The sequence below is a fragment of the Halopenitus persicus genome, from assembly GCF_002355635.1.
GTDB lineage: Archaea > Halobacteriota > Halobacteria > Halobacteriales > Haloferacaceae > Halopenitus > Halopenitus persicus_A.
In genome coordinates this window covers 2,799,729-2,825,919 of sequence record NZ_AP017558.1, presented here as the reverse complement: position 1 = coordinate 2,825,919, position 26,191 = coordinate 2,799,729, and the positions used below count along the sequence as shown (strand labels likewise).

Sequence of the window (26,191 nt, the reverse complement as noted above, 5' to 3'; positions counted from 1 at the left end):
CCCGCCGCCGGCTCGACGAACGAACCTTTAACCGGAAAACCGAACTATCCCGTGGCAGTGAGTTCCCAGCCACCCTGGTCGGACGTGTTCGGTCATCCGGAGCCGTATCCCGAACAGGCCGAGGGGATCGACGCGGCGATCGAGGCCGCCGACGAGGGCGGCTTCCTCGCGCTGGAGGGCGCCTGCGGAACCGGAAAGACGATGCTCGCGCTGACTGCCGGGATCGACCGCGTTCGCGACCCGGACTCGCCGTTCGAGCGCGTGTTCGTCCTGACGAGCGTGAAACAGCAGCTCCGCCAGTTCGAGGAGGACCTGCAGACGATCAACGAGAACCTTCCCGAGGACCACCGACGGGTTTCGGGGATCACCCTCGTCGGCAAGGCGGACGTCTGTCCGTATGCCCGCGAGAACCGCGGCGGGATCGACGTCGAGAACGTTTACGAACGGTGTGAGGGACTCCGCGACCGAACCCGGTCGCTCGTCGGGGATGGCGGCTCGACGACCGCCGAATCGCTCGCCGCGTCCGCCCGCAGCCAGCAGGTCGGCCTCGCGGATTCGGGCGGCTCGACCGGGACGGGCGGTACGAGCGGTGCGGACTTCCTCTCGGTCGACGGCGAGCCCACCCCCTATCGTCCGGACACCGAGGAACACGAGGGGGTCGAGTACTGTCCGTTCTACGCCGGCTTCCTCGCGGACCTTCCGGAGGACGGCGAGCCCGCCGAGGCCGTCCCCTTCGACGCGACCGACCGCGGTCACGTCGACGCCGCGGAACTGGTCCGGCTGGCGGCGGGAGCCGGTTCCTGTCCGCATTCCGTGATGGGCGCGCTCGTTCCCGAACTCGAGGTCGTGATCGGGAACTATTATCACGCGTTCGACCCGACGACGACCGGATCGTTCACCGGCGCACTGCTCGACGAGTCGACCTTCGTGGTCTGCGACGAGGCCCATATGCTCGAACCGCGCGTGCGGGACCTGGTGAGCGACGGGGTCGCGGACCGAAGCCTCCGGGACGCGGTCGCCGAGCTGACCCGCGTGGTCCAACCGGTTCGGTTCGACGACGAGGGACAGTACACCGACGACGCCGACGTCGTCCGGGGCGAGCTTGCCGACAGCGACGTCTCGATCGAGGACGTCGAGCGGGTCCGGGAGTTCTACGAGGCGCTGCGGGGGGAACTCGACCGGCGCATCACCGAGCATCTCGACCGTGAGCTGCCCGACTGGCGTGCGGATCCCGATCGTCTCGAGGACGCGGAGCTCCCGCTTCGGGATCCCGACTCGCCCGGCATCGACGCGATCTCGGAGTGGGCGGACGCGAACGGCTACGGGGACCGCGTGTGGGCGCTTGCACCGGCGGTCGGCGCGGTCGTCGAGCGGATCCTCCGGGAGCTCGAGGGCGAGGACGCCCAGCGCGCTGCGCCGGGGGTCGGACGGACGCTGAACGCGTGGTATCGGGAGGACCACGAGACGTTCTTTCGAGCGATCGGCCTCGAGCGCACCTGGGATGAGACCGAGCCGCCCGACGACTGGCGGCGCGTCTACAACGCGCGGTTCGCCCTGTTCAACTGCCTGCCGAGTCGCGCCATCGGCGATCGGCTCGCCGAGTTCGGCGGCGGCGTCCTGATGAGCGCGACGCTCGAGCCGATGGACGTCTTTCGGGAGGTGACCGGCCTCGACCACCTTGCCGAGTCGGGCCGGCCGGTCCTCGAGCGCACCCACGGGCTCACGTTCCCGCCCGAGAACCGCGAGAGCCTCGCCGTCGACGTGCCGAAGTACACCCACGACAACCGCGGCGCGCCGGGCGAGGAAACCGAGACCCGCCTCGCACACCTGGATGCAACCCTCGAGGTCGCCCGCCGGCCGGGGAACGTGCTCGTCGGGATGCCGAACTACGCCGAGGCCGAGTGGATGGCCGGCGAGCTCGAGGACCGTCTCGAGAAGCCCGTCCTGATCGACGAGTCCTCCGGCGACCACGTGACCGAGTCGCTCAAGGACGACTTCTTCGCCGGCGGCGGAAAGGTGCTCGTGACGAGCCTCCGCGGCACGCTCACCGAGGGCGTCGACTACCGCGGTGACCGGCTCCGCGCGGCGGTCGTCTGCGGGGTGCCGATCATCAATACCGCTCGCCCGCGAACCAGGGCGGTCGTCGCCGCCTACGACGAGCGCTTCGGCGACGGCTTCGAGACGGCCCTGACGGTTCCGGCGGTTCGAAAGGCCAGACAGGCCATCGGTCGCGTGATCCGCGGCGCCGACGAGCGGGGCGTTCGCGTGCTCCTCGATGCCCGCTACGCCCGCGACTCCTGGAACGGCGTCCGCGAGTACCTCCCCGAGCACGAACGCGAGGAGTTCCAGCCGGTCAGTCCGGACATGCTCGATGTCGCGTTGGACCGGTTCGATCACGCCGAGTAGACGGTGACGGGGTCGGACGATCGGTTAGTCGACGTCGTAGGAGAGCACGATCCCGTCGTCGAGCCGCTCGGTCCCCGTGAGCGTCAGCGACGGGAACGAGCCGGTGAAGCCGTCGCCGTCGGCCAGGGTCGGCGCGTCCCGGCCGCCGATCACCATCGAACCGACGTAGACCGACAGCTCGTCGACCAGTCCGGCCGCGAACAGCGAGAAGATCACCTCGCCGCCCCCCTCGACGAGGATCCGGTCGAGTCCCCGCTCCGCGAGCGCGTCGAGGGCCGCCGTGAGGTCGACGCGGCCATCCGGGGACCTGTCGTCGTCCGTAGCGGCATCACTCCCCTCCACGGCGATCACCGTCGCGCCGGCGGCCTCGAGCGTGGCGCGTCGGTCGTCGGGAACGTCAGCGCCGACGAGCAGGTACGTCGTCGCCGCGTCGTCGAGGATCCGTGCGTCGGTCGGGGTTCGACCGCGCGAGTCGACGACGATCCGGGCGGGGTTCCCGGGACGGCCGTTTCGCAGCCGGCCGACGCGGCGGTCCTCCTCGGTGAGCGTGAGGTGCGGGTCGTCGGCCAGCACGGTGCCGACGCCCACGAGGACGGCGTCGGCCGCGGCACGGATCCGGTCGACGCGGTCGAAATCCTCGGGGCCGGAGATCCGGAGCTGTTCACGCCGGCGCGTCGCGAGCTTCCCGTCGACGCTTTGAGCGGCGTTGACGACGACGTGCATATCCCTGAATCCTCCCGCGGCGGCATTGTCGTTTCGGTGTACTGGCCGGGGGCAGTGGGGGAGTCCGCTCCGGCTGCGTGTCCGCGAGCAATCCTTTTGTGCGGTGGCGCCGAATCCCGTTCCGATGGACGTAGATGCACACGCCGAGGAGCTCGCCTCCACCCTTGGCATTGATAAAGCGGAGGTCAAAGCGGACCTGGAGAACCTGCTGGAGTACAGCGTGCCGATCGACGAGGCCAAACAGAGCGTTCGCCGGAAACACGGCGGGGGAAGCGGCGGATCCTCGCCGTCCCCGTCGACCGTCGACCTCGCGGAGATCACGACGGATCACGGCAACGTCACCGTCACCGTCCGCGTGCTCACGACCGGAACGCGAACGATCCGGTACCAGGGCGACGACATCACGATCCGGGAGGGCGAGATCGCCGACGGGACCGGAACGATCTCCTACACCGCCTGGCAGGACTTCGGGTTCGAGCCGGGCGACTCGGTGACGATCGGCAACGCCGGCGTCCGGGAGTGGGAGGGCGAGCCGGAGCTCAACCTCGGCGACGCGACGACGGTCGCGATCGCCGACGAGACGGTCGCGGTCGACGCCCCGATCGGCGGGGACCGGGACCTGATCGACCTCGAGCCCGGCGACCGCGGGCGGAACATCGAGGTTCGCGTCCTCGAGGCCGACTCGAAGACGATCTCGGGACGCGACGGCGAGACGCCGATCCTCGAGGGGGTCGTCGGCGACGACACGGCTCGGCTCCCCTTCACCGACTGGGATCCCCGATCGGCGGTCGAGGTCGGCGCCGACCTCCGGATCGAGGACGTGTACGTCCGGGAGTTCCGCGGGGTCCCTTCGATCAACCTCACCGAGTTCTCGACGGTCACGCCGCTTCCCGATCCCGTGTCCGTCAACGAGGACGCGCCGCGGCTGTCGATCGCCGACGCCATCGACACCGGCGGGATGTTCGACGTCGAGGTCGTCGGCACCGTGCTCGACCTGCGCGACGGTTCGGGGTTCATCGAGCGCTGCCCCGACTGTGGCCGCGTGCTCCAGAGCGGCCAGTGCCGGAGCCACGGCGACGTCGAGGGCGAGGACGACCTCCGGGTGAAGGCGATCCTCGACGACGGCACCGCCACGACCACGGTGGTCCTCGATACCGAGTTGACCGCGGCCGTCTACGGCGGCGGCCTCGAGGACGCCCGCGAGGCAGCCCGCGACGCGATGGACAAGTCGGTCGTCGCCGAGTCGATCGCCGACGAACTCGTCGGTCGGGCCTTCCGCGTCCGGGGGAACCTCTCCGTGGACGACTACGGCGCGAACCTCGACGCGGAGGAGTTCGCGGCCGCGGACGACGACCCGGCCGAGACGGCTCGAGGCGTGCTCTCGACGGTCCGGTCGCGGGCCGCGACCGACGGGGGTCCTGAGAGCGCCACCGCGAGCGCTCGCGAGGGAACCACGGCGACGGCCTCGGAGGACGCCACGGCGACGGCCTCGGAGGACGCCACGGCGGCGGATCGCGACGAAAGCACGGGGGTGGACCGATGAGCGGCTCGGATTCGGGTCCCGGCACGCGCGAGGTCGCGTACCGGCTCTTCGCGAGCGAGTTCGACGACGCGACGCTATCCTACTCCGAGAGCGACGAGGAGCGCGCCCCGAACTACGTTCTCACGCCGCTGGGCGCGCGGGTCAACCGCCTGTTCGCCGTCGGCGTCCTGACCGAGGTCGAGCGCGTCAACGAGGAGACGCGCCGCGGGCGGGTCGTCGACCCCTCCGGCGCGTTCGTCACCTACGCCGGCCAGTACCAGCCGGACGAGCAGGCGTTCCTTGAGCGCGCCGACCCGCCGACGTTCGTCGCCCTGACCGGAAAGGCGCGGACCTTCCAGCCGGAGGACTCCGACCGCGTGTTCACCTCGGTCCGTCCCGAGAGCCTCAACGAGGTCGACGCCGACACCCGCGACCGCTGGGTCGTTCGAGCGGCCGAAACCACGCTCGACCGGCTGGCGACGTTCGACGCGGCGCTCGTGTCGGACCTCCGCGGCGAGGACCTGCGAACGGCCCTCGAGGCGGGCGGCGCCCCGACCGCCCTAGCCGAGGGGATCCCACGGGCGATCGACCACTACGGCACCTCCCGGGCGTACCTCGAGGCGACTCGCCGGATGGCGATCGACGCGCTCGAGCTGATCGCCGGCGAGCGCGACGACGTTCGCGTCCCGGAGATCGCGCCGGACGGGGGCGGTCCGGCCGACGTGGGGCCGCTTCCCGAAACGGACGTCTCGATCGACGCGACCGCCGTCCACGAGGCCGCAGCGAGCGGCGCGGAGGACGACGAACGCGTGGAGACTGACGCACCAACCGGCGACGAACGCGTGGAGACTGACGCACCAGCCGGCGACGACGAGGGCACCGCTGCCGAGCCAGTGACGGAGCCGTCGTCGGACGACGGGACCGACGCCGACGAGCGCGCGACCGAATCGGTTGCGACCACGGACGACACCCCCGACGCGAACGAGGCCGCCGACCGACTCGGGGACTTCGATGCGGAGGGGGGTGCTGCGGACGAGACGACGGGCACGGTCGAGGACTCCGACGCCGAGTCGACGGACGTGGAATCGGCGGACGCCGATCCGACTGACCCCGACGGAATGTACGAGCTGGACGAGGAGGAGCGGGCGGAAATCGAGGACGAGTTCGGCACCGACTTCTCGACCGGAACGGAGGTCGACGACCCGGGATCGGCGGACATCGACGTTCCGAGCGCCGACGACCTGGCTGCGGACGACGGCGCCGGCGCTGCGGCGTCCGACGACGGTGCCGGATCGGAGACGGCGTCGGACGTCGACCTCGGCGAGCCGGTCGGGTCCACCGACACCGGCGGGTCGAAGGGCGACACGACTGCCGACTTGGGAAGCGACGCGGCCACGGGCGGTGACGACGCAGCCGGCGATGGGGAGTCGGACGCACCGACCGCCGACGCGGATCTCGACCTCACCGGCGCGGCGATCGAAGCGATGGACGATCTCGACGACGGCGACGGGGCGGCCCGTCAGGCGGTCATCGACGCGGTCGTCGAGGAGCTCGGCGCGGATCCCGATGCGGTCGCCGACGCGATCGACGACGCGCTGATGAGCGGCAAGTGCTACGAGCCGAGCGACGACCGGCTGAAGGCCATCTGAACCGTGGCCGTCGTCGAGCCGGTCGTGAACGAGCCCGCGGCCGTTGCCGACCTCCCCGACGAACGCGCGCTGTTGATCGCCGACTACCACGCGGGGATCGAGGTCGGGCTCCGGTACGAGCTCGGCGTCGAACTGGACAGCGCCGCGGAGACGCGCCGCGAGCACGTTCTGTCGCTGCTCGACCGGACGGACGCCGACCGGCTGGTCGTCCTCGGCGACCTCGCCCACCGGATCCCCGAGCCGGAGGGTCCCGAACGGAAGGAGATCGCCGACCTGATCGCGGCCGTGACCGACCGCGTGCCGATGACGCTCGTGACCGGCAACCACGACGCCGGCGTCGCGGCGGCGTTCGCGGATCGACTGGACGTGCTGCCGCCGGCCGGCGGCCGGATCGGATCCGAGGGCGGGCCGGCGAGCACGTCGGTCGGGGTCGTCCACGGCCACACCTGGCCCGACCCCGACGTGCTCGCGGCCGACGTCGTGTGTCTGGGTCACGAGCATCCGCAGGTTCGGCTCTCGGATGCGGTCGGCGGAAGCCGGATCGAGCGCGTGTGGCTCCGCGGGTCGCTCCACCCCGAGGCATTCGTCGACGAATTGGAGGCGACCGCCGTCGACGCTGCCGGGACCGACCCCGACGTCGTCGTCTTCCCCGCGTTCAACGACCGGTCGGGCGGGACCTGGGTGAACGTCGCAGGGAACGAGTTCCTCTCGCCGTTCCTCCCGACGGCGATCGCGTCGGCGGAGGCGTACCTCCTCGACGGAACGCGCCTCGGCCCGTACCGGGACGTCTAGCGGCCATTGGGGACGCCTCGACGGCCGAACTGTAGGGACCGTGCGACGCGTTTAATCGGATCGATCCCGTAACTCGGCCGATGTCCGATCCCTCGTTGTCCGGCGGTGCGCAGGGTGTCGACGCCGATTCCGGTGACGACGTCGACGCGGTTCGGGACGGCGATGCCGATTCGAACGCCGACGCGGTTCGGGACGCCGACGGCGAGGGACTGGACGCGTTCGCTCGGCTCGGCCCCGCGGTCCGAGAGGCGCTCTCGGATCGAGGATTCACCAAGCCCACCGAGCCGCAGCGGAAGGCGATCCCGCCGATCGCGGCGGGGCGGAACGCGCTCGTGCTCGCGCCCACCGGAACCGGAAAGACCGAGACGGCGATGTTGCCGGTCTTCGACCGGATCGTTCGCGATCGCGCTGCGAGCGCGGACGAGGCAGCCGGCGATGGGACGGTCGGCGACGACGGGGCGACGGAGGGGATCGCGGCGCTGTACATCACGCCGCTGCGGGCGCTCAACCGCGACATGATGGACCGGCTGGAGTGGTGGGGCGAGGCGCTCGGCCTCGAGATCGCCGTCCGGCACGGTGACACGACCCAGTATGAACGGTCGAAACAGGCCGACGACCCGCCGGACGTGCTCATCACGACGCCGGAGAGCCTTCAGGCGATCCTCACCGGATCGAAGATGCGCCAGGCGCTCGCGGACGTGGGGCACGTGGTCGTCGACGAGGTCCACGAGCTCGCCTCGGCCAAGCGCGGCGCCCAGCTCACCATCGGGCTCGAGCGCCTCCGGGCGCTCGCGGGACCGGTACAGCGGATCGGCCTCTCGGCGACGGTCGGATCTCCCGAGGAGGTGGGCCGGTTCCTCGTCGGCTGCGGGACCCGTGATCCGAACCGGACCGGCGACCGGGAGTTCGCGGTCGTCGAGGTCGAGGCCGGGACGCGCGTCGACTTCGAGGTCGTCAGCCCGGAGATCACCGCGGAGGACGAGCGCCTCGCCGGCGCGTTGGCGACGACCGAGGAGATCGCGAGCCACGTTCGAGCGATCCGTGACGTCGTGGCGGCGAACCGGTCCACGTTGGTCTTCGTCAACACTCGACAGACGGCGGAGGCGCTCGGGTCTCGATTCAAGGCGCTGTCAGCGTCGGACGGCGATGGAAACGGAACCGGGACCGACGGCGGATCGGCGACCGACGTCTCGGTCGAGGTCCACCACGGATCGCTCTCGAGCGACGTCCGGGTCGACGTCGAGGACCGGTTCAAGGCGGGCGACATCGACGCGCTGATCTGCACCTCCTCGATGGAGCTGGGGATCGACGTCGGGCGCGTCGACCACGTGGTCCAGTACGGGAGTCCCCGCGAGGTGGCCCGGCTGCTCCAGCGCGTCGGCCGCGCCGGCCACCGGAGCGACCGGGTCTCGCGGGGCACGGTCGTGACGAGCGACGCCGACGACGCCCTCGAGGCGCTGGCGATCGCCCGCCGCGGCTCCGTCGGCGCGGTCGAACCCGCGAACATCCAGTACGGGAGCCTCGACACGGTCGCCAACCAGGTCGTCGGGATCGTGATGGACCTCGGCGAGGTCCACGCCCGGCGGGCCTACCGGATCGTCACGAGCGCGTATCCGTTTCGGGAGCTGGACGAGGCGACGTTCCGGGCGGTGGTCCGCGAGCTCGACGGGAACCGCGTCCTCTGGCTCGAGGAGGAGACGGACGCGATCGAGAAGTCCGGCGGCTCCTGGCAGTACTTCTACGCGAACCTCTCGATGATCCCCGACGAGGCGACCTTCGAGGTGTACGACCTCTCCTCGCGGCGGCAGATCGGAACCCTCGACGAGCGGTTCGTGCTGGATTTCGCCGGGCCAGGGGAGACGTTCATCCAGCGCGGCGAGATGTGGCGGATCACCGACGTCGACGAGGAGGAGGAGCGCGTCAACGTCTCGCCGATCGAGGATCCCGGCGGGGAGGTTCCCGCCTGGGTCGGCTCCGAGATCCCCGTCCCGAAGCCGGTGGCGGCCGAGGTCGGCCGGATCCGCGCCGAGGCCGCGAACCGGCTCGCGAACGGCGCGCCCCCGGCGGCCGTGGCACGGGGCTTGTCGGAACGGTACCCGGCCGGCGAGTCGACGATCCTGGACGCACTCGAGCCGATCGTCGACCACGTCGAGGCCGACGATCCGGTCCCGACGGACGACCGGATCGTCGTCGAGGGGCTCGGTCGCTCGGTCGTCGTCAACGCGGCGTTCGGCCACCGGATAAACGAGACGCTCGCGCGGCTCCTCTCGGCGCTGATCGGCCAGCGGACCGGCTCCTCGGTCGGGATGGACGTCGACCCCTACCGGATCGAGCTGGAGGTTCCCTCGTCGATCGATCCCGGAACGGTGATCGAGATCCTCGAGGAGACCGACCCGGACCACCTGGCGTCGTACCTCGAGCTCGCGCTGAAGAACGCCGACACGCTGGCGTTCACCCTCGCGCAGGTCGCGGCGAAGTTCGGCACCGTCAAGCGATATCAGGAGGGCTCCGGCCGGTTCGGCGGCGGTCGTCTCTTGGCAGCTCTCGAGGGGACGCCCGTCTACGAGGAGGCGGTCCGCGAGGTGTTCCACCAGGACCTCGACGTCGAGGGGGCCGCGACCACCCTCGACCGGATTCGGGACGGCGAGATCGAACTCGTCGCGGCGCGGGAACGGACCCCGATCGGCTCGGCCGGGGAGTCCTCCGGGCGGGAGTTCCTCGTGCCCGAGAACGCCGACGCCGACGTCATCGAGACGGTCCGCGAGCGCATTCGGGACGACCGAATGCTCCTGTGTTGTCTCCACTGCCGGAACTGGACCCGACGGACGCCGGTCAGGCGGATCCGGGACCAGCCGAGCTGTCCCGAGTGCGGGTCGACCCGCGTCGCCGCACTCAACCCGTGGGATGAAGAAACCGTCGCCGCGGTCCGGGCGGACGAGAAGGACGACGAGCAGGAGCGACTCACCGAGCGCGCCTACCGGTCCGCGAGCCTGGTACAGAGCCACGGCAAGCGAGCCGTAATCGCGATGGCCGCCCGCGGCGTCGGACCGCACAACGCCGCCCGGATCATCTCGAAGCTCCGCGAGGACGAGGACGAGTTCTACCGCGACATCCTGAAACAGGAGCGCGAGTACGCTCGGACGCAGTCGTTCTGGGAGTAATCGTAGCGGGACGGCTACCATCAGCGGAACCGACTCACGCCGGCCGTCGGTCGCGGATCGGCGACTACCGTCGGATCTCGAACCCCTCGATCCCGGCCGGATCCTCGTACGTGACGGCGACGTCCTCGACGGTCGCGCGCGGGCTGCCCTCGTGACACCACTCGATCATCGACTCGACGGCCGATCGGGGTCCTTCGAAGACGGCTTCGACGCGCCCGTCAGGCAGGTTCTTCACCCACCCGTCGACCCCGTGCTCGCGTGCGGTATCCCTGGTGGTCGCGCGGTAGTAGACGCCCTGCACGTGGCCGGAGACGTGGACGTGCGCGCGAACGCGGTCGTCGTCGCTTCGCTCGGTCATCGTCGGAGCGACGACCAGCGGAGTCTTATAAGTGGCGCCGTGAAACCCCGGTATGGACCTGTTCGGAACCGCGGGGATCCGCGGCGACGTCGATTCGCACGTCACGCCCGAACTCGCGCTCGCGGTCGGCGGCGCGGTCGCCGACGCGATCGCGGACGACGCACTGGCCGCCGAGGGAACGCTGACGCCGGAGATCGTGGTGGCTCGTGACGGTCGCGTGACGGGTCCGGCGCTCGCCGACGCGATCGCTGCCGGTGCCGCCGCCGGCGGCGCGCGGATTCGGCGCGCCGGGATGCTCCCGACGCCGGCGCTCGCGTTCGCCTCCCGGGGCCGGTACGGGATCGCCGTGACGGCGTCCCACAACCCGCCACACGACAACGGGATCAAGCTCTTTCGGGACGGCGTCGAGTTCGACCGCGACGCGGAGGACGCGGTGGGAACCCGCGTCGCCGACGGCGTCGGATCGGCCGACTGGGACCGCTGGACCGATCCGGAATCGGTCGCCGTGCTCGCGGAGTACCGCGAGGCCGTCGCCGCCTACGCTCGGCAGTTCGGCGCGCCGCTCGACGGGCTTCGGATCGCTGTCGACTGCGGGAACGGGATGGCCTCGCTGGCGACGCCGGCCGTGCTCGCCGATCTCGGCGCCGAGGTCGTCACGCTCAACGGGAACGTCGACGGGCACTTCCCCGGCCGCGGGAGCAAGCCGACGCCCGAGACGCTGTCCGACCTCCGCGCGTTCGTCGCCGACGCCAACCAGGGTGTCGAGGACCCCGGTCGCCCGGACGTAGACGGCGGATTCGCGTTCGGGATCGGACACGACGGGGACGCCGACCGGATCGTGATCGTCGATGCCGACGGGGCGATCGTCCACGAGGACACCGTCCTCGCGATCCTCGCCGAGCGGTACACGCGCACCAGCGAGGCCGCGGATCCAGTCGTGGTGACGACGCCGAACGCCTCCGGCCGGATCGACGAGCGCGTTCGAGAGGCCGGCGGGCGCGTCGAGCGCGTCCGCCTCGGCGCGCTCCACGAGGGGATCGCCGCGGTGCGCGAGGCTGCCGAGCGAACGGCCGCCGACCGCGAGGCAACCGACCGGGACGAAATCGACGACACTGAGGTCGCCTTCGCCGCGGAGCCGTGGAAGCACACCCACACCCGGTTCGGCGGGTGGATCGACGGGGTCTGCTCGGCGGCGGTGCTCGCCCGGCTCGTCGCCGCGGAGGGGCTCGACGCGCTTCGTGCGCCCGTGACCGAACGCCCCTACCGGAAGGTGAACGTCGACTGTCCGGACGAGCGGAAGGCGTCGACGATGTCCCGTCTCGAGACCGCCCTGCCGGAGGCGTTCCCGGAGGCGGACGTCTCCACCGCCCACGGCGTCCGCCTGGAGTTCCCCGACGCCTCCTGGGTGCTCGTCCGTCCGTCCGGAACCGAGCCCTACGTCCGGCTGTACGCCGAAAGCGACGACGTCGACGCGCTCGTCGCGGAGGCCCGATCGGTCGTTCGGACCGCCGTCGAGAGCGTGTGAGGCGGCTCGCGTTCCACACAGCGGGTTCGTGTCCCAAACGTTTATTTGCCGGTTGTGCGTCTATGCGAACGCGATGGCGACAGGTACAGTGGCCTTCTTCAACGACACCGGAGGCTACGGATTCATCGAGAGCGAGGACGCGGACGAGGACGTTTTCTTCCACATGGAGGACGTCGGCGGCCCGGACCTCGAAGAGGGACAGGAAGTCGAATTCGAGATCGAGGAAGCTGAAAAAGGGCCGCGGGCGACGAACCTCACCCGTCTCTGAGGCCGACCAGCGACGTCGATCGAACTCGCGTTTTTACGAGTGTGCACCCCCGGAGAGTGACTCTCCTGCCGTGACGGTCGCGTGGTCCGATCCCTCGGATCTTATAAACACATCACGCCGGAATCAGCCGACTGCGCGGCGGTCGCGGTCGCCCTCCAGCGTCGCGGCGTCGATCGGTCGCGAGGAACAACGTTTTTCGGACGGGCTCCCGAAGCCCGCCTATGGCAGACGATTCCACTGACGCTGACGAACCGGCGGACCCGGACGCCGACGGCGCCGACGGCGCCGACGGTGACGACGAGGAGAAGTCGTTCCGCGAGCGAGTCGAGGAGATCCGCGAGCGACGCGAACAGGAACGCGAGGAGGGTGAGGGCGACCGTCCGAGCCCCGAGGAGATGATGGGCGGCGGTGGCCCCGGCGGGATGGGCGGCGGCGGCGGCAACCCGTTCGCGCAGATGATGTCCGGAATGATGGGCGGCGGCGGTCCCGGCGGGATGGGCGGCGGTCCGGGTGGCGCCCCCGGCGGTCCCGGCGGTCGTCCCGGCGAGGGCGGCGGCAGCGAGGAGGTCGGCAACGAGGAGCTCGTCCGTGAGGTCCGCCAGCTTCGCGACGAGGTCCGGGACGCGACCCGGCAGCTCCAGCGCATCGCGCAGGCGCTCGAGGACGACTAGGCCGTCGCAAGCGGGTCGGCTCGCACGGTGGCGGGACCGAACGGATCGACCGGCTTCGCAATACCTTTTTCCGGCCGACACCGCGGATTCGAGTATGGGGATCCCCGAGGAGCGCATCGAACGACTGTTGCCGCTGGCCCGCGAGGCGGTCGTCGCCGGCGAGTACGACCGCGCCCGCACGTACGTCCGCCGCGCGAAGCGGATCGCGGAGCGCAACCGGGCCCGCCTCCCGCGGTCGTTCGCACGCAAGACGTGTTCCGACTGCGACGTCTATTTACGTCCCGGGGTGACCGCTCGCGTTCGCACGCGGGCGGGCCGCGTCGTCGTTCGGTGTCTCGAGTGCGGCGCGACGCACCGGTATCCGTTCTCCTAGGCACGGCCAGCCTCCGACGTCGACCGTTCGTTGCCGACACCCTGGACACCCGTCCCGTGTGTCGCGGTGACGATCGGACCGCGAAGCCTCAAGATTCAACTGGTGGCGGCGTCTGAGTGGGTGTATGACGGATCATCAGCTCCGAAAGCAGGCACACGACCTCGACGTGACGGTCTGGGTCGGAAAGGACGGGATCGACGCCGTCGTGGACGAACTCGCTGACCAGCTCGACGACCGAACGCTCGTGAAGGTGAAGTTCCTCCGGTCGGCACGCGGCGGGACCGACGCTGCGGACCTGGCGGACGACCTTGCCGCCGCCGTCGACGCCGAGCTGATCGAGACCCGCGGAAACACGGCGGTGTTCCACTGATGCCGCTCCCCGCCCAGGTGGACCCGATCGCCAACGCCATCGCGCCCGTCCTGGGCGACGCGCTCGCGGAGACGATCGCGGCGGCGATCGTCTTTCTCGGCGTGATCGTGCTCGTCGTTCTCGCCAATCGCGCGCTCATCTCGCCGATCGTCGGGCGGGTCCTCGACGAACGCGGCCTCGAACCGCACGCGCGACGTCCCCTGGCCAAGATCGCCTCGATCATCGTGCTCTTTGCGGGAGTGGCCGTGGCGTTCGGCCTCGCCGGCTACGGGAGCTTCCTTCGGTCGCTGGCGACGATCGCCGCCGCGGCCACGCTCGCCATCGGCTTCGCGCTCCAGGAGGTCATTCGAAACTTCGTCGCCGGCATCTTCATCTACACCGACCGCCCGTTCCGCATCGGCGACTGGATCGAGTGGGATAACGGCACTCACTCCGGCGTCGTCGAGGACATCTCCTTCCGGGTCACGCGGGTCCGAACCTTCGACAACGAGCTGCTCACCGTCCCGAACTACGAGCTGACCAAGGGCGTCGTGAAGAACCCGGTCGCCAAGGACACCCTCCGGCTGAAGTTCCTCTTCGGGATCGACTACGAGGACGACATCGACCGCGCGACGACCATCATCGTCGAGGAGGCGGAGAAACGGGACGACGTCCTCGCGGATCCCGCACCGTCCGTTCGACTCACCGAACTGTCCGACTCCTACGTCGGACTCCAGTCCAGGATCTGGATCGAGAACCCCTCGCGGGCCGACTTCGTCAAGACCCGCGGCGAGTACGTCACGGCCGTGAAACAGCGGTTCGACGAGGAGGACATCACCATTCCGTTCCCGCAGCGCACCGTCTCCGGACGGGACGCGTGGGAGGAACCGGCCGCCTTCGGGGACGTTTGAGGAAGGATCTCCGCCCCGAGAGAAGGTTACAGTATGCCGAAATCGACCGGGGAGCGGAAGCCGATGGACGGGGTTCCCGTCCGGTCCCGCGCGTTCTTAGCCGTCGTCCAGTTCCTCGAACGCTCCGTCGTCGGGCGTTCCGTCGCCGAAGCCGCGGAACAGCGTCTCGAAGTCAGTGTGTGAGTCCATGCTGGTGACGGTGTCGTCGAGATCCTCCTTGAGTGCCTCGAGGTCCGCGGTGAGCTGGCGGTACTCCTCGCTCTCCTCGAGGGCCGCCTGGCTCTTTTCGGACTCCAACAGCGCCTTCTTCGAGGCCAGCGAGAAGAACTCCTGGACGCCGGCGTCGTACTGGCTGCGCTCGTAGAGCTCGTCGACCGTCTCGCGGAGGGCGTCCTTGGTGACCGGCTTGACGAGATAGTCGTCGAACCCCATCGCGACGATGTCGAAGTCAGGCTCGACGGCGGTGACCATCGCAACGCGACAGTCGATCCCGCGGTCGCGGACCGCCACGAGCACCTCGTCGCCCGACAGTCCCGGCATCCGCCTGTCCAACAGGATCACGTCGACTTCGTCGTCGAGGGCGTCGAGCGCTTCCCGACCGCCGTACGCCGTTCGGACGCGATACTCATCGCCCAGCCATGCGGCGTACAGGTCTGCCAGGTCAGGCTCGTCCTCCACGACGAGGACGAGAGGGGGTTCCTCACTCATGTGTCATCGAGATCGCGACTGAGTCGCTCGTTCGGGTGTTCTATCGCCCCGCTATATCAAAATACCCCTTGTCGTTCGCGTTCGCCGCTCGTCGATCGGCCGCTTCCGCCGGCGGTGCTCACTCGTTCGGGCTGTAGTTCGGCGCCTCGTCGGTGATCATCACGTCGTGGGGATGCCCTTCAGTCTGGCCGGCAGCGGAGACGCGCACGAACTCGGCGCGCGATTTGACCTCCGGGATCGTTCCGGCGCCGACGTAGCCCATTCCGGACCGCATGCCGCCGACGAGCTGATAGAGTTCCGAGGCGAGCGAACCCTTATACGGGGTTGCGGCCTCGACGCCCTCCGGAACGAAGTCCTCGTCCTCGTCGGCGTCCTTGAGGTAGCGGTCGCCGCCGCCCGACTGCATCGCGCCGACCGAGCCCATCCCGCGGTACTGCTTGTACTTTTTGCCGTTCATCGTGATGACGCGGCCGGGTGCCTCGTCCGTCCCGGCGAAGTAGGATCCGAGCATCACCGCGTCCGCGCCGGCCGCGATCGCCTTGATCGCGTCGCCGGAGTACCGGATCCCGCCGTCGGCGATCACGGGCACGTCGGCGGCCGAGGCGACGTCCGCGACCTCGGAGACGGCGGTGATCTGGGGCATCCCCGCGCCGGAGACCACGCGGGTCGTACAGATCGAACCCGGTCCGATCCCGACCTTGAGCCCGTCGGCGAATTCGACGGCCGCCTCGGCCGCCTCGCGGGTGCCGACGTTCCCGACGACGACGTCGGCGTCGACGGTCCCCTTGATCGCCTCGGCGGACTCGAGGACGTTCAGGTTATGGGCGTGTGCACAGTCGATGAAGAGCACGTCGGCACCCGCCTCGTCGGCGGCGACCGCGCGCTCCTCCTCGAAGGGCCCGACCGCGACGCCGGCCAGCAGCCGGCCGTCCTCGTCACGAGCGGCCTGCTCGTGTTCGCGTCGCTGGAGGATGCCCTGCATCGTCACGAGCCCAACGAGGCGATCCTCCGCGTCGACGACCGGAACGCGCTCGATCTTGTGGTCGTACATCAGCTCGAGCGCCTCCCGGGCGGTCACGTCCTCGCCGGCGGTGATGACCTCGTCGGTCATCGCCTCCCGGACCGCGTCCTCGTCGCCGACCTCGAGGTACGGCCGGATGTCCGTCCCGGAGATGATCCCGAGGACGACGTCGTCGTCGTCGTCGACGACCGGTGCACCCGAGACGCCCTCGCCCTCCATCGTGGCGTCGGCCTCGCTGACGGTCATCCCCGGCGTCACGGTCACGACGTCCTCACGCCGGATGACGAGCTCGTGGGCGCGCTTGATGCGCTCGACCTCCTCGGCGGTCTCCTCGACGGTCATGTTTCGATGGAGCACGCCGAGGCCGCCCTCGCGGGCCATCGCGATCGCCAGGTCGGATTCCGTCACGGTGTCCATCGCGGCCGAGAGCACGGGGACGTTGATCTCGACGGTCCGCGAGACGCGCGTCGAGACGTCGGCCTCGTCGGGTTCGACGCGGCTCTCCTTCGGTCGCAACAGCACGTCGTCGAAGGTCAACGCCTCGGGTACACGAAGCTTCTCGGAGAAGGGTCCGGTTGCCGGATCGTCTGTCGCCATATAAACCGTCATCGCGTCGTCCGCAAAAACGTTGCGAGTCCGCATCGACGTGCAACTGCGTCACACTCACGCTCGTGATCTGTACACACTGACGGATCGATCGAGGACGGTCGGAAACGACCGGGAACGGTGGGGCCGGCCGGAAACGCGTGGGAACGGTGAGGTCGGCCGGAAGCGCGTGGGAACGGTGGGGTCGGCCGGAAGCGCGTGGGAACGGTGGGGTCGGCGGCGGACGGGAAACCGGCGAGAGCGGCCGACGACGGCGAACGGGGGGGATCGGTCGCCCCGGTCGTCCGAAGGGGTCTCGTTCCTTCGTCGCGCAACCTCACCCATAACGCTACGTTCGATCAAAAATAGTGGCATAATATGCGATCGTAACGTACTATCGGCGCCGTATGCGAACGCTCCTCGCACAACGCTTATGTCCCTCTGTTCAGTAGATGTACGTATGGACTCCGACAGTTCCGCCAGTATGAGTGTTGCCGGCCAGCCGAGCGTCGCCCTCGACGCGAAAGCGAATTCCGGCACATTCACATTTGCTGGCGGCTGCTCGGAACGGTTCGGATTCGAATCCACGATCCGGCGGCTCGGCTATCGTGGTTCGTCCGGCTACTGCCGTTTGCCCCACGGTCAGGGCCTGCCAGCCTGAATGAGCGTCTCCCAACACCCGGTTGCGCTCCGGCTGGAACGCCACGTGGGCGGTGCAACCAAGCTGTTAGCCACGGTGATGGCGCTCCCGCTCATCGACGGGATCTTCCCCGCGCTCGTGTTGGCCGGCGCGCTCTCGACGCCGATCGGGATCCTCGAGACGGGCCTGCTGATCTTCGGCGGCTCCGCGACGATGGCGGTCATCCTCGCGGAGATGGACGGCACCCGGCGCGAGCAGGTGGCGTCGGTGCTGCTCATCGGCGCACTCGTGGTGCCGCTGGCCGCGCTCCAGGCCGCGATCGCGCCGACGCTGGCCGGCCTGCTCGACCTCGAGATCTTCCAGCGGTTCGCGGGGCTGGTCATCCTGACGATCGCCGCCAAGACGGCCTCCGCGAAGATCGGCGACGTGCTGCCCAGACCCAGCATCATCATTGCCCTCGGGCTGGTCGCGAGCGTCTCGCCGGCCGGCGCGGAGCTGGCGTTCTCGAGCGACCCGACGATCGTCGCCCGCGGTGCGGCCGCGGCGGCGGTCGGCGTCGGCTTCGCGCTGTTCGTCGCCATCGCGGCCCCGCAGCTCCGCGGCCACGTCAACATCGACCGCTTCCGGTTCGGCTCCGCAGTCGCGCTGGGCGTCCTCGCGCTGCCCATCCTGGGGATCCTGCGGACGGACGCGCCGATCGCCCTGGCCGTCCTCATCGTCACGGGCCTGTTCGCCTACGACCCCGACGCGGACCCCTCGGTGACCGCCAGCGGTCGCCGCGGCGGGCTCGGCGGCGACTCCGACGACGACCCCGACGGCGGCGCGGGCGACCGCGGCGACGACGGTGGAGCGGACGGCCGGGACGTCGAGGGACGCAAGGAACCCCGCGGCGATCCGGAGCCGCTGCCGATCGACGTTCCCGAGGCGCCGGACCGGATCGCGGGGGTGGACCCCTCGCTCGTCGCCGTCGACGTGAACGCCCACGGTGCCGTCCCGCGGCCCGCTCCCAACGGCGGATCTGCGGGCGTCCGCGCCGACCGTGACCCGGCGAACACGCCGCGTGCACCCGCGGCGTTCGGACTCTCGGAGTCGGACGACTCCGATTCCGAGGCGACCGAGGACCGGAACCGCGAGGAGCCCGACGTCGACCCGGCCGACTGCGGCGAGGTGGACGACCCGGCGCGTGCCGATGCTGGCGCGACCCGCGCCCCGTGGCTGTGACCGCCGCCCTTTAGGTATCGCCACGCCAGTGGGGCGTATGAGCAATCGCGTCGTGCAGGGGCGGATGGTGACTCCCGAGACGTTGGCGGAACTCATCGAGGGCGAGTCGATCCTGGAGGCGGAGTCGATCGAGGACGCCGACTGCGACTGTCCGGAGTGTGGCGGGGACGTGATCCGGGTCGGCTATATGCCCTCGGTGACCGAGTTCGTCGTCGGCCGGAAGTGCCAGGAGTGCGACTGGGCCGACGACGACCGGTGAGTGACCGCCCGCGGCCGATCGGAGCGGATCGAAACCCCTTTAGCGAAACCTCGGTAACGGACGAACACGAGATCACGACGGGGCTGTGGCCAAGCCAGGCATGGCGACTGACTCCAGAGGTGACGCCCGGTGACGAACTCCAGACTGATATACCGAGCGGGCGACTGATCATCGGCCGCGTTGACGACGTTCTGGAGTACCGAGGCAAACCGGAGATATCAGTCGATCGGGGGTTCAAATCCCTCCGGCCCCATACCCTTGCTTTCGATGCACTACATCGAACGACGAGAGCGGAGTGCAGGCATCTGTCACCCGCCCTCGATGCGGTTTTGCACAGGAGTTGTATCTCCTTTGATGTGATGTGTATCTCGCCGTGCAAGATGTAGGGCGCGCATCTTGCAGAGCAAGTCTTGTTACCACTCAGCCCGCTACAACTGCGAGTGGCCTGGAGTCATTCGAGTGATTTCGCGCGGTTATGGAAATCGCCGCCACAGTCACAGATGCCGGGATGGGTGTCCGATTCGACAATGGTGCCACATTCCAAGCACTCGTAGCTGGAGGGGCTTGTCGGGTCATTCTCGTCCTCAACATCTTGTCCGTGAGGCATACAACAAGTTATTCGCGCGCCACCCTGAAATAGTAATGGCCGGTGGAATACGTCGTGTTTCGTTACGGGTGAAACGTGAGGCGTGATGATCCCTGCGTGCTCTCTGCCCGACGACCTGACGAGTGCGCCCTTCAGGACGGCGTGAGGAGATCATCCATCTTTGCAAGATTCCACAACGACCAGTGTTCGTCGAGATGGTCTTCGAGTCCCTCAACGAACCCGCTCTTTGAGAACAGCGCGAAGCACTCCTTCCGCTCATCTGACCCCCATCTAACGTTCCCTGCTTTTGCCTGCAGATCCTCGACGAGCGCGGTCCCGACTGGATCCGTTGTCCACTTGCACTCGGCGAACAGGATCCGGTCGTCGTTCGGTGCAAGCCCAACAATATCGATCTCATCTTCCCCGTACCACCAGCGGCCGACCTCCGAGTACGGCTCAAACTCACCGCGTTGAATCCCTTCCCACACGGCTTCCTGACACACGTCCTCGAACGCGGTGGCAACGTGCATCGGGAGATCAGGGGCGATCGTTCCGTCGTAGACGATGTCCGGTGCTTCTTCGATACTGGAGCGGTTCGGCTCAACGTACCGGAACCAGAACCGAAGGAACTCGTCAGCGACGCGGTACCGCGATCGCTTCGACTTCTTCCCCGATGCGGTCACAGGGACTTCCCGATCGATCAGTCGGAGCTGCCGCAACGTCTGCAAATACTTTGATAGCGGACCGGCATCGATTCCCGTTGCTCCCGAGATCTCGTTCGGCGTCGTGTGCCCCAGCGCAACCGCTTCGAGAATACTCAGATACCGCGCTGGATTCCGAAGCTCCGTGCGAAGCAAGAACTCCGGCTCGTTGTACAGTACGGCTGATGGCGACAACACCTGCGACCGGATGTTGTCCGCGAGCGATCTTCCGTAATCGAACAGCGTGAGATACATCGGCGTCCCACCAGTAATTGCGTACGATCGAATCGCGTCCGCCATCTCATAGTCGATGACCTCACGGGCCTGCTGAAATGAGAACGGCTGCACGTCGAGTTGTCCCGTGCGACGACCGTACAATGGGCTCTCGTGGCCGAGTACTTCCGATTCCATCGTACTCACGCTTGACCCACAGAGAACCAGCATCGAATCGGTCTCTTGGAGCTGTTCGTCGACGAATCCCTGCACGTACGATGGAACCGAGTCATTCTCCGCGACGAGATACGGGAACTCGTCGATCACAACCACAACCGCCTCGGAACGAAGTTTCTCCCCGAGGTAGTCGAAGGCCTCGTCCAACCCGTCGATCCGTGGGGTGCGATCGTCAAAGAACGCTGCAACCTGGTCGATGAACTTCTCGCGCTGTCGATGCTCGGCTTCCTGCGCCGCGAGAAAGTAAATATGCGGCCGATCAGCACAGAACTCCTTCAACAATTCCGTCTTGCCGACACGCCGACGCCCGTAGACGACGAATACGTCCGATCCGGGCGACTCAAACGCAGACGAAAGCGCATCCAGCTCCTCTCCCCGGTCATAAAACATCATACTTTGAATAATGATTACTGCGATAATGACTTATGCGTTTTGGCGCGGCATTTCAACTCGCGGTAGCGCGGAGTCCCCGTCCTCAAGAAGCAACGCAGGCCGTAGGCCAAGTAGCGCAGTAGGGTGGGGAAGAGCGCGTCACGCACACACCAGTCGAGCACCAACTATAGTAGTCACTAGAAATAGTTACACACATTTGGGATCGAGATCTGATCAAGAGCGGTGTCGATCGCGGTTGTCAGTTCGTCGAGTGAGTCGAAGAACCGGTTGCTAAGAGCTCCTTGGAGCTGTCTCCAGCATTCTTCGACTGGGTTCAACTCCGGTGAGTACGAGGGGAGCGTCACGAAGGCGAGGTCGTCACGGGCCGCCAGCTCCGTGACGGCCGACGCCTGAAAGTCCGGTGCGCCATCGAGAACGACGATCAGATCGTCTTCACATTCTTCACAGAGTGCTAAAATGAACAGTTTTGTATGAGCTGCGGTGATATACTCTGAGAATCGAGAGAAGAAGCGATCACCGTTCTCGGTGATCGCGCCGAGCAAGCACGTCCAGTCGCGTTAACCCGATAATTCGACGGAGGGCCGCGTGCCGCGTGGTTTCCGCGCGGCACGCGGCTCGGCTTGGACGGATTTCGTGGTTTGATCGATACACACTACTGTGGCGTCCATCTCCCGTCGCTTTTTTTGATCTCGTCGTAGAACTCGTCTTGGTCGTCTTCGTCAGATTCAGCGGCTGAACGGCGTGGTTTTTGATAACTCAATCCCGCCTCTTTCAACAACCGCCGACAGCTCGCGGGTGAGTAGTCGACGCCGTACGCTTCTTTAAGATAGTCTTGCGCGAGCGCCGGCGTCCACGCTGGCGCGTCAACGCCGATCGCTTGGGGTGATTCGTGGACTGTTTGCTCAAATTCTTCTTGCTGTGTTTCTGAGAGCTTTCGTTTTCGACCAGATCGGTGAGCATCAGTAGCAGCTTGTTCAAGTGGGTCGTCAGTATCGAGTCGGGTGAGCCAGTTATAGATCGTTTTTCGTTCTGTATCGTACCACTCGGCAAGTTCAGTTTGTGTGACGCCGTTTTTGTACGCGATCGCAGCTAACAACCGTTGTGTCGGCTTGTTTCCGTCAACGTTGTCAAGCGCCTCTTGGAGTTCTTCGACCGAGATCTCGTTGAGGTGATCCATTACAGACAGCATAGTTTCCGAGTAAAAAATTCTATCGACTACTATCGTACGGAGATGCGGTTTCGACGGTCGGCCGAAACACTGGACCGGAGTCGACATCGACGTTGCGACCGATAGTGGAGATCCCGCGACGACAACACGACTGTTTTCGAACTAGGATACGTACACGCAATATTTTCCTATATATCACAAATATTTATGTACGTTTGGGTGGTACTTACGGGTCACAAAAATGACAGTGGAAAACTATGAGAACGGTAAACAAGTCAGTAAGAATTGGGATAGGATATTCAAAGCGCTCTCGGCTGAGCCACGCCGTCAACTCATTGTCTCTTTGTTGGACACTCCACCGAATCAATCGGTTCCATTACCCGAGAGCGCCGTAATGCCGAACCTCCCGACGGATCCTGAAGTGCTGCGGATGGAACTGTACCACGTTCATCTGCCGATGTTAGCGGATAACGATTTCATTACGTGGGAGACGGATCCGTTAACCGCCTCTCGTGGCCCGCAGTTCGATGAAATCGGGGTGGTTTTCGAAGCGCTCCACTCGGAAGCAGTCAATATGCCTGACTCATTAGTTATCGGGTGTCAACGGCTTGAACAGGAGCGGCAGGCGAGTACAGGTTGCACATAGGAGTTTTTCCTATTGGATTTGCAATGTCGTATGATTATTACCCAGACTCTATCAAACGCATTGGATTGTGAAGTACCGCGGGGTCAAGCCCCGAGACACTCCGCCTGCTCAGCCTGTAGAAAAGAACCGATCGATAGGTGTGGGTGGTGAGTGGTGGAGTTATCGATCGGCTGCAACCATCCGTCGATGATGTCCTGAGAAAACGGTTGGTGAACTACTCCCCGTCGTCGGCACCGGGTTTGCCAGCGCGGCCGTTGAAGTACTGCTCGGAATCGTCGTCTTCGCGCGTTTGACCTCCTCCCACCCCTGAAGGGGTGGGCTTCCGCTCGCTACGTGTCACCGAGATCTTCAGCAAGTGCTTCGCGGAGTTTCTCGCCGGGTCTATACTCCGTTTCGCTCAGTCCAGGTTAGTCTATGAGTGACCGTCCCTCCTCGAAGTTGGGACCTTTCACTACGACCTCATTCTCTTTGTCAATTTTGACCAACCCGTGTTCTATTAATGCTGATAAGGGCTTGTGGTTCAGTATGAGGCGGAGTTTAGCCACCTCTTCGTTGTCAGAGGGCACGTCGTCGCGGGGCCTATGTGGTGACGATGACTGCTTCACCATAGAGGAGCAACAAGAAATGTATATTAATTAACCCTTCACTTATTCACTCTAACTATACCTTTGAGTGAACGGTAATCAGCAGTCATTCGTACATGCGCTCTGGTGGCTCATCCACGGGATTGACATCCTCCCGCGCCTGAAGACGCGGGAATCCCACGGTACCGCACCGCTGGGTTGGGATATTAGGGTTTGGAGTCTACCACTTGTGCCTGCGGTTGGAATCCGCTGGACAAGTCGTACAGGTAGACTTCGGGCTGTGCCAACCAGCCGGTACTCCTATCCTCGTCCACACTGGCCGAAGACTCGGAGTTACTTTCGTCGTTGATGTTGAGACGGATGTTCTCCGCCCCATTCACGTCAGCGTTGAACGCCGCATCACACACCTCACACACGTACAGGCCGCGTTCGACACGCTGACTCTCGTCTTTCCTACCGCAGACGCAACACGTCTTACTCGTGTCGCGCTCATCCACTTCTACGACTTCGATGCCCTTGACCTTCGCCTTGTATTCGAGGATGTTCGAGAACCTGTCGAACGCCCAGCCGTGTAAATCGAGGTTCCCGTGCCGCCCCCAGTTCTTCGACTCGCCATTCTCGTCCTCACGAACACCAGCGAGTTTCCCAACGTTGATTCGTCCAACATTCTCCTCAACACACCGCTCAACGATGTGCTTAGCGAGGCTGTGGAAGAAGTGACTGCGGCGCTCCGACCACTTGGCGTGCAACCGAGTGGCTTTTTCGCCACCCGAGTCATCGCACTTGGCGAGTTCTTTCGGGAAGTAGTACCCGTCCTGCTTCAAGCGGTTACCGGGGTACAAGTCGGCTTGCTCGGTGCTGTACGCGACGGCGGCGAAGTTACAGATGCCGAGGTCAACACCCGCCGTCTCCTCGCCGGGAGCATCGGGAGTCACGATTTCGTCTTTGCAGACGAGGTGAAGTTCCCAGCGTCCCTTTGCTTTGTCGTAGACGGCACGAACTTGTTGTAGGTTCTCGACGGTGACGCCGGGGCGAGTTTCGTATTCGACAAGGATGTATTCCCACGCTTTCGGGTGTTCCTTGTGATTCGCGCCCTTTGAGAGCCTAACACGGTTGTGTTTGGTGTCGTGTCGAATGCCGTTTTGCTTCCACGTCACCGTACTTCGCGGGTGTTCTTCGTGGACTCGACGGCCTTGGTTGTCGTAGTAGTTTTTCTTGCGGTAGCCGGGCGGATTCGCACGGTCGTCGAATTTCCTCTTTTCTTTCCACGAGTTGAAGGCTTCAGCGAGTTCCTCCAGAACGCGCTGACTGGACTGCGAATGCAGTCCCTTGTAGTTGGTGTGAGTCTTCAACTCGTCTTTGAGGTCGCCGTGGTCGGGGATCTCGCCCGTGTCATCCCACACTTGGCGGGAGTGATGGTTAGCGACGTTCCAGAGTTTACTGGCACTCCACCCGTGCCGGTCGAGTATCTCAGCCACTTGGCTGTGGTTGAGGATTTTCGCTCGGTGGGTCCGATGGATTTCCAGCATTCTGAACGTCTGTATAAGCACTTATACACACTCTCTTGTAATGGTTCTGATTGAGACCGGTGGAATATCCGGGCCTATTATTGACGGTGGACTGTGGAATGGGTTGTCGGATTCATCCTGACCCTAAAGGGTCAGGTATTCTCCTTGATTCTGTATAAACGTGAGATCAACGTAATCGAATCGCTCGCGACCGTTTGCAGGATGCTAATTTTTCAGACGCGGTGATTGACTCAACTGCGGGAAGACGGAAGCCTCGGGCTTGACCCCGAGGCGGTTCACAGCTTTGCGTACACTGACGACGCAAAGACGTTCCCGCCGGTGATCTCGAAAGCGGACGGTGTCGCGCTTGGATGGAAAACGAAGGCAACGCGTGGCTCATTTCTCTGTGGATACCCGATCGAGACACGCTGGCCGATATGTGGGACTACGCTCAAGCCAACAGTATCGACATCGAGTTCCGACAGGTAAGCGACTATGCGAGTCTCGGGAAGACAACTGCGGGATTGACTGAAACGCAGCGTGAGGCGTTACTCGTCGCATTCGAAGCAGAGTACTTCAAGGATCCACGCGACGTAACGCTCAGCGAGGTTGCGGACACGCTCGACGTTTCGAAGCCGGCCGCCAGTGGTCTGCTGCGACGTGGGATCCAGCGATTGATCATTTCCAGCCTCGTTGAAGACAGCTGAGGGTGATCCGTGGCCGATGCGTTCGACTCGTCGTGGGACTGATCTCTCAGGCGGAAGAACGACCGCCACGCTCCGCTGTTTTTGCGTTTATGCCATCGATAGGATCACCCGTTGGGCGGTGGACGCACCGAGAACGCCTTTGTACCGGCCTTCGAGTTGGCCTGTATGGGCGTCCCATACGTCTTCACCCTCGAACCCGTCTTCGTCGTTGTACCGTATGAGGCGCTGGGAGTTGGGTTGGTTTCAGAGAGCAGCGGGCGCGTCCAACAAGTCCCGTAGCAGTTGCTCTCCGGTATGTACGTCAAC

General features: G+C 66.1%; 23 protein-coding genes, 1 tRNA gene and 3 pseudogenes. 17 read left to right on the top strand and 10 right to left on the bottom strand.

The features are described 5' to 3' along the window. Positions 1-57: 57 nt before the first annotated feature. Positions 58-2,406 (top strand): ATP-dependent DNA helicase, encoded by a 2,349-nt coding sequence (locus CPZ00_RS13710; protein ID WP_096391391.1) that lies wholly within the window; start codon positions 58-60, stop codon positions 2,404-2,406. A 24-nt stretch (positions 2,407-2,430) separates the two neighbouring features. Here the strand turns inward: CPZ00_RS13710 and CPZ00_RS13705 are convergent, their stop codons facing one another. After that, positions 2,431-3,129, bottom strand: coding sequence for a 2,5-diamino-6-(ribosylamino)-4(3H)-pyrimidinone 5'-phosphate reductase (locus CPZ00_RS13705; RefSeq protein ID WP_096391390.1), 699 nt, complete (start codon positions 3,127-3,129; stop codon positions 2,431-2,433). 124 nt (positions 3,130-3,253) lie between these two features. Here CPZ00_RS13705 and CPZ00_RS13700 point away from each other — a divergent pair. The 4 genes and pseudogenes from CPZ00_RS13700 to CPZ00_RS13685 all read left to right on the top strand — a co-directional run. After that, a pseudogene (locus CPZ00_RS13700) lies at positions 3,254-4,519 on the top strand (Single-stranded DNA binding protein); the annotation flags it as partial. A gap of 149 nt (positions 4,520-4,668) precedes the next feature. Continuing rightward, positions 4,669-6,300 (top strand): hypothetical protein, encoded by a 1,632-nt coding sequence (locus CPZ00_RS13695; protein ID WP_096391388.1) that lies wholly within the window; start codon positions 4,669-4,671, stop codon positions 6,298-6,300. Between the two features lie 3 nt (positions 6,301-6,303). Next, positions 6,304-7,092, top strand: a complete 789-nt coding sequence (locus CPZ00_RS13690; RefSeq protein ID WP_096391387.1) for a metallophosphoesterase — start codon at positions 6,304-6,306, stop codon at positions 7,090-7,092. Between the two features lie 209 nt (positions 7,093-7,301). Next, on the top strand, positions 7,302-10,253 hold the full coding sequence (locus CPZ00_RS13685; protein ID WP_233255187.1) for a DEAD/DEAH box helicase: 2,952 nt from the start codon (positions 7,302-7,304) through the stop codon (positions 10,251-10,253). Between the two features lie 64 nt (positions 10,254-10,317). Here CPZ00_RS13685 and CPZ00_RS13680 read toward each other — a convergent pair whose 3' ends face one another. Further along, complete coding sequence (locus CPZ00_RS13680; protein WP_096391385.1) at positions 10,318-10,611, bottom strand: acylphosphatase; 294 nt, start codon at positions 10,609-10,611, stop codon at positions 10,318-10,320. A 52-nt stretch (positions 10,612-10,663) separates the two neighbouring features. Between CPZ00_RS13680 and CPZ00_RS13675 the strand changes: the two genes are divergently transcribed. The 6 genes from CPZ00_RS13675 to CPZ00_RS13650 all read left to right on the top strand — a co-directional run bounded on the left by CPZ00_RS13675 (position 10,664) and on the right by CPZ00_RS13650 (position 14,708). Further along, on the top strand, positions 10,664-12,136 hold the full coding sequence (locus CPZ00_RS13675) for a phosphohexomutase domain-containing protein (RefSeq protein ID WP_096391384.1): 1,473 nt from the start codon (positions 10,664-10,666) through the stop codon (positions 12,134-12,136). 73 nt (positions 12,137-12,209) lie between these two features. Next, positions 12,210-12,404, top strand: coding sequence for a cold-shock protein (locus CPZ00_RS13670; protein WP_021074435.1), 195 nt, complete (start codon positions 12,210-12,212; stop codon positions 12,402-12,404). 221 nt (positions 12,405-12,625) lie between these two features. Next, on the top strand, positions 12,626-13,075 hold the full coding sequence (locus CPZ00_RS13665; protein ID WP_096391383.1) for a hypothetical protein: 450 nt from the start codon (positions 12,626-12,628) through the stop codon (positions 13,073-13,075). Between the two features lie 94 nt (positions 13,076-13,169). Next, positions 13,170-13,448: a ribonuclease P protein component 4 gene (locus CPZ00_RS13660; RefSeq protein WP_096391382.1), complete on the top strand. Its 279-nt coding sequence runs from the start codon at positions 13,170-13,172 to the stop codon at positions 13,446-13,448. A 124-nt stretch (positions 13,449-13,572) separates the two neighbouring features. Then, positions 13,573-13,818 carry a YhbY family RNA-binding protein gene (locus CPZ00_RS13655; RefSeq protein WP_096391381.1) on the top strand — a complete coding sequence of 82 codons (246 nt, stop codon included), beginning with the start codon at positions 13,573-13,575 and terminating at the stop codon, positions 13,816-13,818. Further along, complete coding sequence (locus CPZ00_RS13650) at positions 13,818-14,708, top strand: mechanosensitive ion channel family protein (RefSeq protein ID WP_096391380.1); 891 nt, start codon at positions 13,818-13,820, stop codon at positions 14,706-14,708. The genes CPZ00_RS13655 and CPZ00_RS13650 overlap by 1 nt, the downstream gene beginning before the upstream one ends. 96 nt (positions 14,709-14,804) lie before the next feature. On the opposite strand, the gene CPZ00_RS13645 is transcribed toward CPZ00_RS13650, so the two are convergent. Further along, positions 14,805-15,416: a HalX domain-containing protein gene (locus CPZ00_RS13645; RefSeq protein ID WP_096391379.1), complete on the bottom strand. Its 612-nt coding sequence runs from the start codon at positions 15,414-15,416 to the stop codon at positions 14,805-14,807. A 118-nt stretch (positions 15,417-15,534) separates the two neighbouring features. Next, a complete protein-coding gene (gene guaB, locus CPZ00_RS13640) occupies positions 15,535-17,034 on the bottom strand; it encodes an IMP dehydrogenase (RefSeq protein ID WP_096391378.1) in 1,500 nt (499 codons plus the stop codon). A 448-nt stretch (positions 17,035-17,482) separates the two neighbouring features. Between guaB and CPZ00_RS15430 the strand changes: the two genes are divergently transcribed. The 4 genes from CPZ00_RS15430 (at position 17,483) to CPZ00_RS13625 (ending at position 19,395) form a co-directional block, all read left to right on the top strand. Then, on the top strand, positions 17,483-17,683 hold the full coding sequence (locus tag CPZ00_RS15430; protein WP_157744251.1) for a hypothetical protein: 201 nt from the start codon (positions 17,483-17,485) through the stop codon (positions 17,681-17,683). Continuing rightward, positions 17,684-18,883, top strand: a complete 1,200-nt coding sequence (locus tag CPZ00_RS15925) for a DUF5794 domain-containing protein (RefSeq protein WP_233255099.1) — start codon at positions 17,684-17,686, stop codon at positions 18,881-18,883. A gap of 37 nt (positions 18,884-18,920) precedes the next feature. Beyond that, positions 18,921-19,142: a DUF5795 family protein gene (locus CPZ00_RS13630; protein WP_096391377.1), complete on the top strand. Its 222-nt coding sequence runs from the start codon at positions 18,921-18,923 to the stop codon at positions 19,140-19,142. 79 nt (positions 19,143-19,221) lie between these two features. Then, positions 19,222-19,395 (top strand) — tRNA-Trp (locus CPZ00_RS13625). Between the two features lie 198 nt (positions 19,396-19,593). Here the strand turns inward: CPZ00_RS13625 and CPZ00_RS15425 are convergent. From CPZ00_RS15425 to CPZ00_RS13615, 3 genes and pseudogenes are all read right to left on the bottom strand, one after another. Beyond that, complete coding sequence (locus CPZ00_RS15425) at positions 19,594-19,749, bottom strand: rubrerythrin-like domain-containing protein (protein ID WP_157744250.1); 156 nt, start codon at positions 19,747-19,749, stop codon at positions 19,594-19,596. 131 nt (positions 19,750-19,880) lie between these two features. Beyond that, a complete protein-coding gene (locus tag CPZ00_RS13620) occupies positions 19,881-21,272 on the bottom strand; it encodes an ATP-binding protein (RefSeq protein WP_096391376.1) in 1,392 nt (463 codons plus the stop codon). A gap of 176 nt (positions 21,273-21,448) precedes the next feature. After that, a pseudogene (locus tag CPZ00_RS13615) lies at positions 21,449-22,449 on the bottom strand (IS630 family transposase). A gap of 232 nt (positions 22,450-22,681) precedes the next feature. Between CPZ00_RS13615 and CPZ00_RS16170 the strand changes: the two are divergent. Beyond that, a complete protein-coding gene (locus tag CPZ00_RS16170) occupies positions 22,682-23,086 on the top strand; it encodes a hypothetical protein (protein WP_096391375.1) in 405 nt (134 codons plus the stop codon). Between the two features lie 407 nt (positions 23,087-23,493). On the opposite strand, the gene CPZ00_RS15420 is transcribed toward CPZ00_RS16170, so the two are convergent. Both CPZ00_RS15420 and CPZ00_RS13605 read right to left on the bottom strand, forming a co-directional pair. Continuing rightward, positions 23,494-23,694, bottom strand: a complete 201-nt coding sequence (locus tag CPZ00_RS15420) for a hypothetical protein (RefSeq protein WP_157744249.1) — start codon at positions 23,692-23,694, stop codon at positions 23,494-23,496. Positions 23,695-23,876: 182 nt separating this feature from the next. Next, on the bottom strand, positions 23,877-25,199 hold the full coding sequence (locus CPZ00_RS13605; RefSeq protein ID WP_096391731.1) for an RNA-guided endonuclease InsQ/TnpB family protein: 1,323 nt from the start codon (positions 25,197-25,199) through the stop codon (positions 23,877-23,879). Between the two features lie 350 nt (positions 25,200-25,549). Between CPZ00_RS13605 and CPZ00_RS13600 the strand changes: the two genes are divergently transcribed. After that, on the top strand, positions 25,550-25,885 hold the full coding sequence (locus tag CPZ00_RS13600; protein WP_157744248.1) for a helix-turn-helix domain-containing protein: 336 nt from the start codon (positions 25,550-25,552) through the stop codon (positions 25,883-25,885). Here CPZ00_RS13600 and CPZ00_RS16165 read toward each other — a convergent pair. Beyond that, positions 25,882-26,167 (bottom strand): annotated as a pseudogene (locus CPZ00_RS16165) (RNA-guided endonuclease TnpB family protein); the annotation flags it as partial. The gene CPZ00_RS13600 and the pseudogene CPZ00_RS16165 overlap by 4 nt on opposite strands. Between the last annotated feature and the right edge of the window lie 24 nt (positions 26,168-26,191).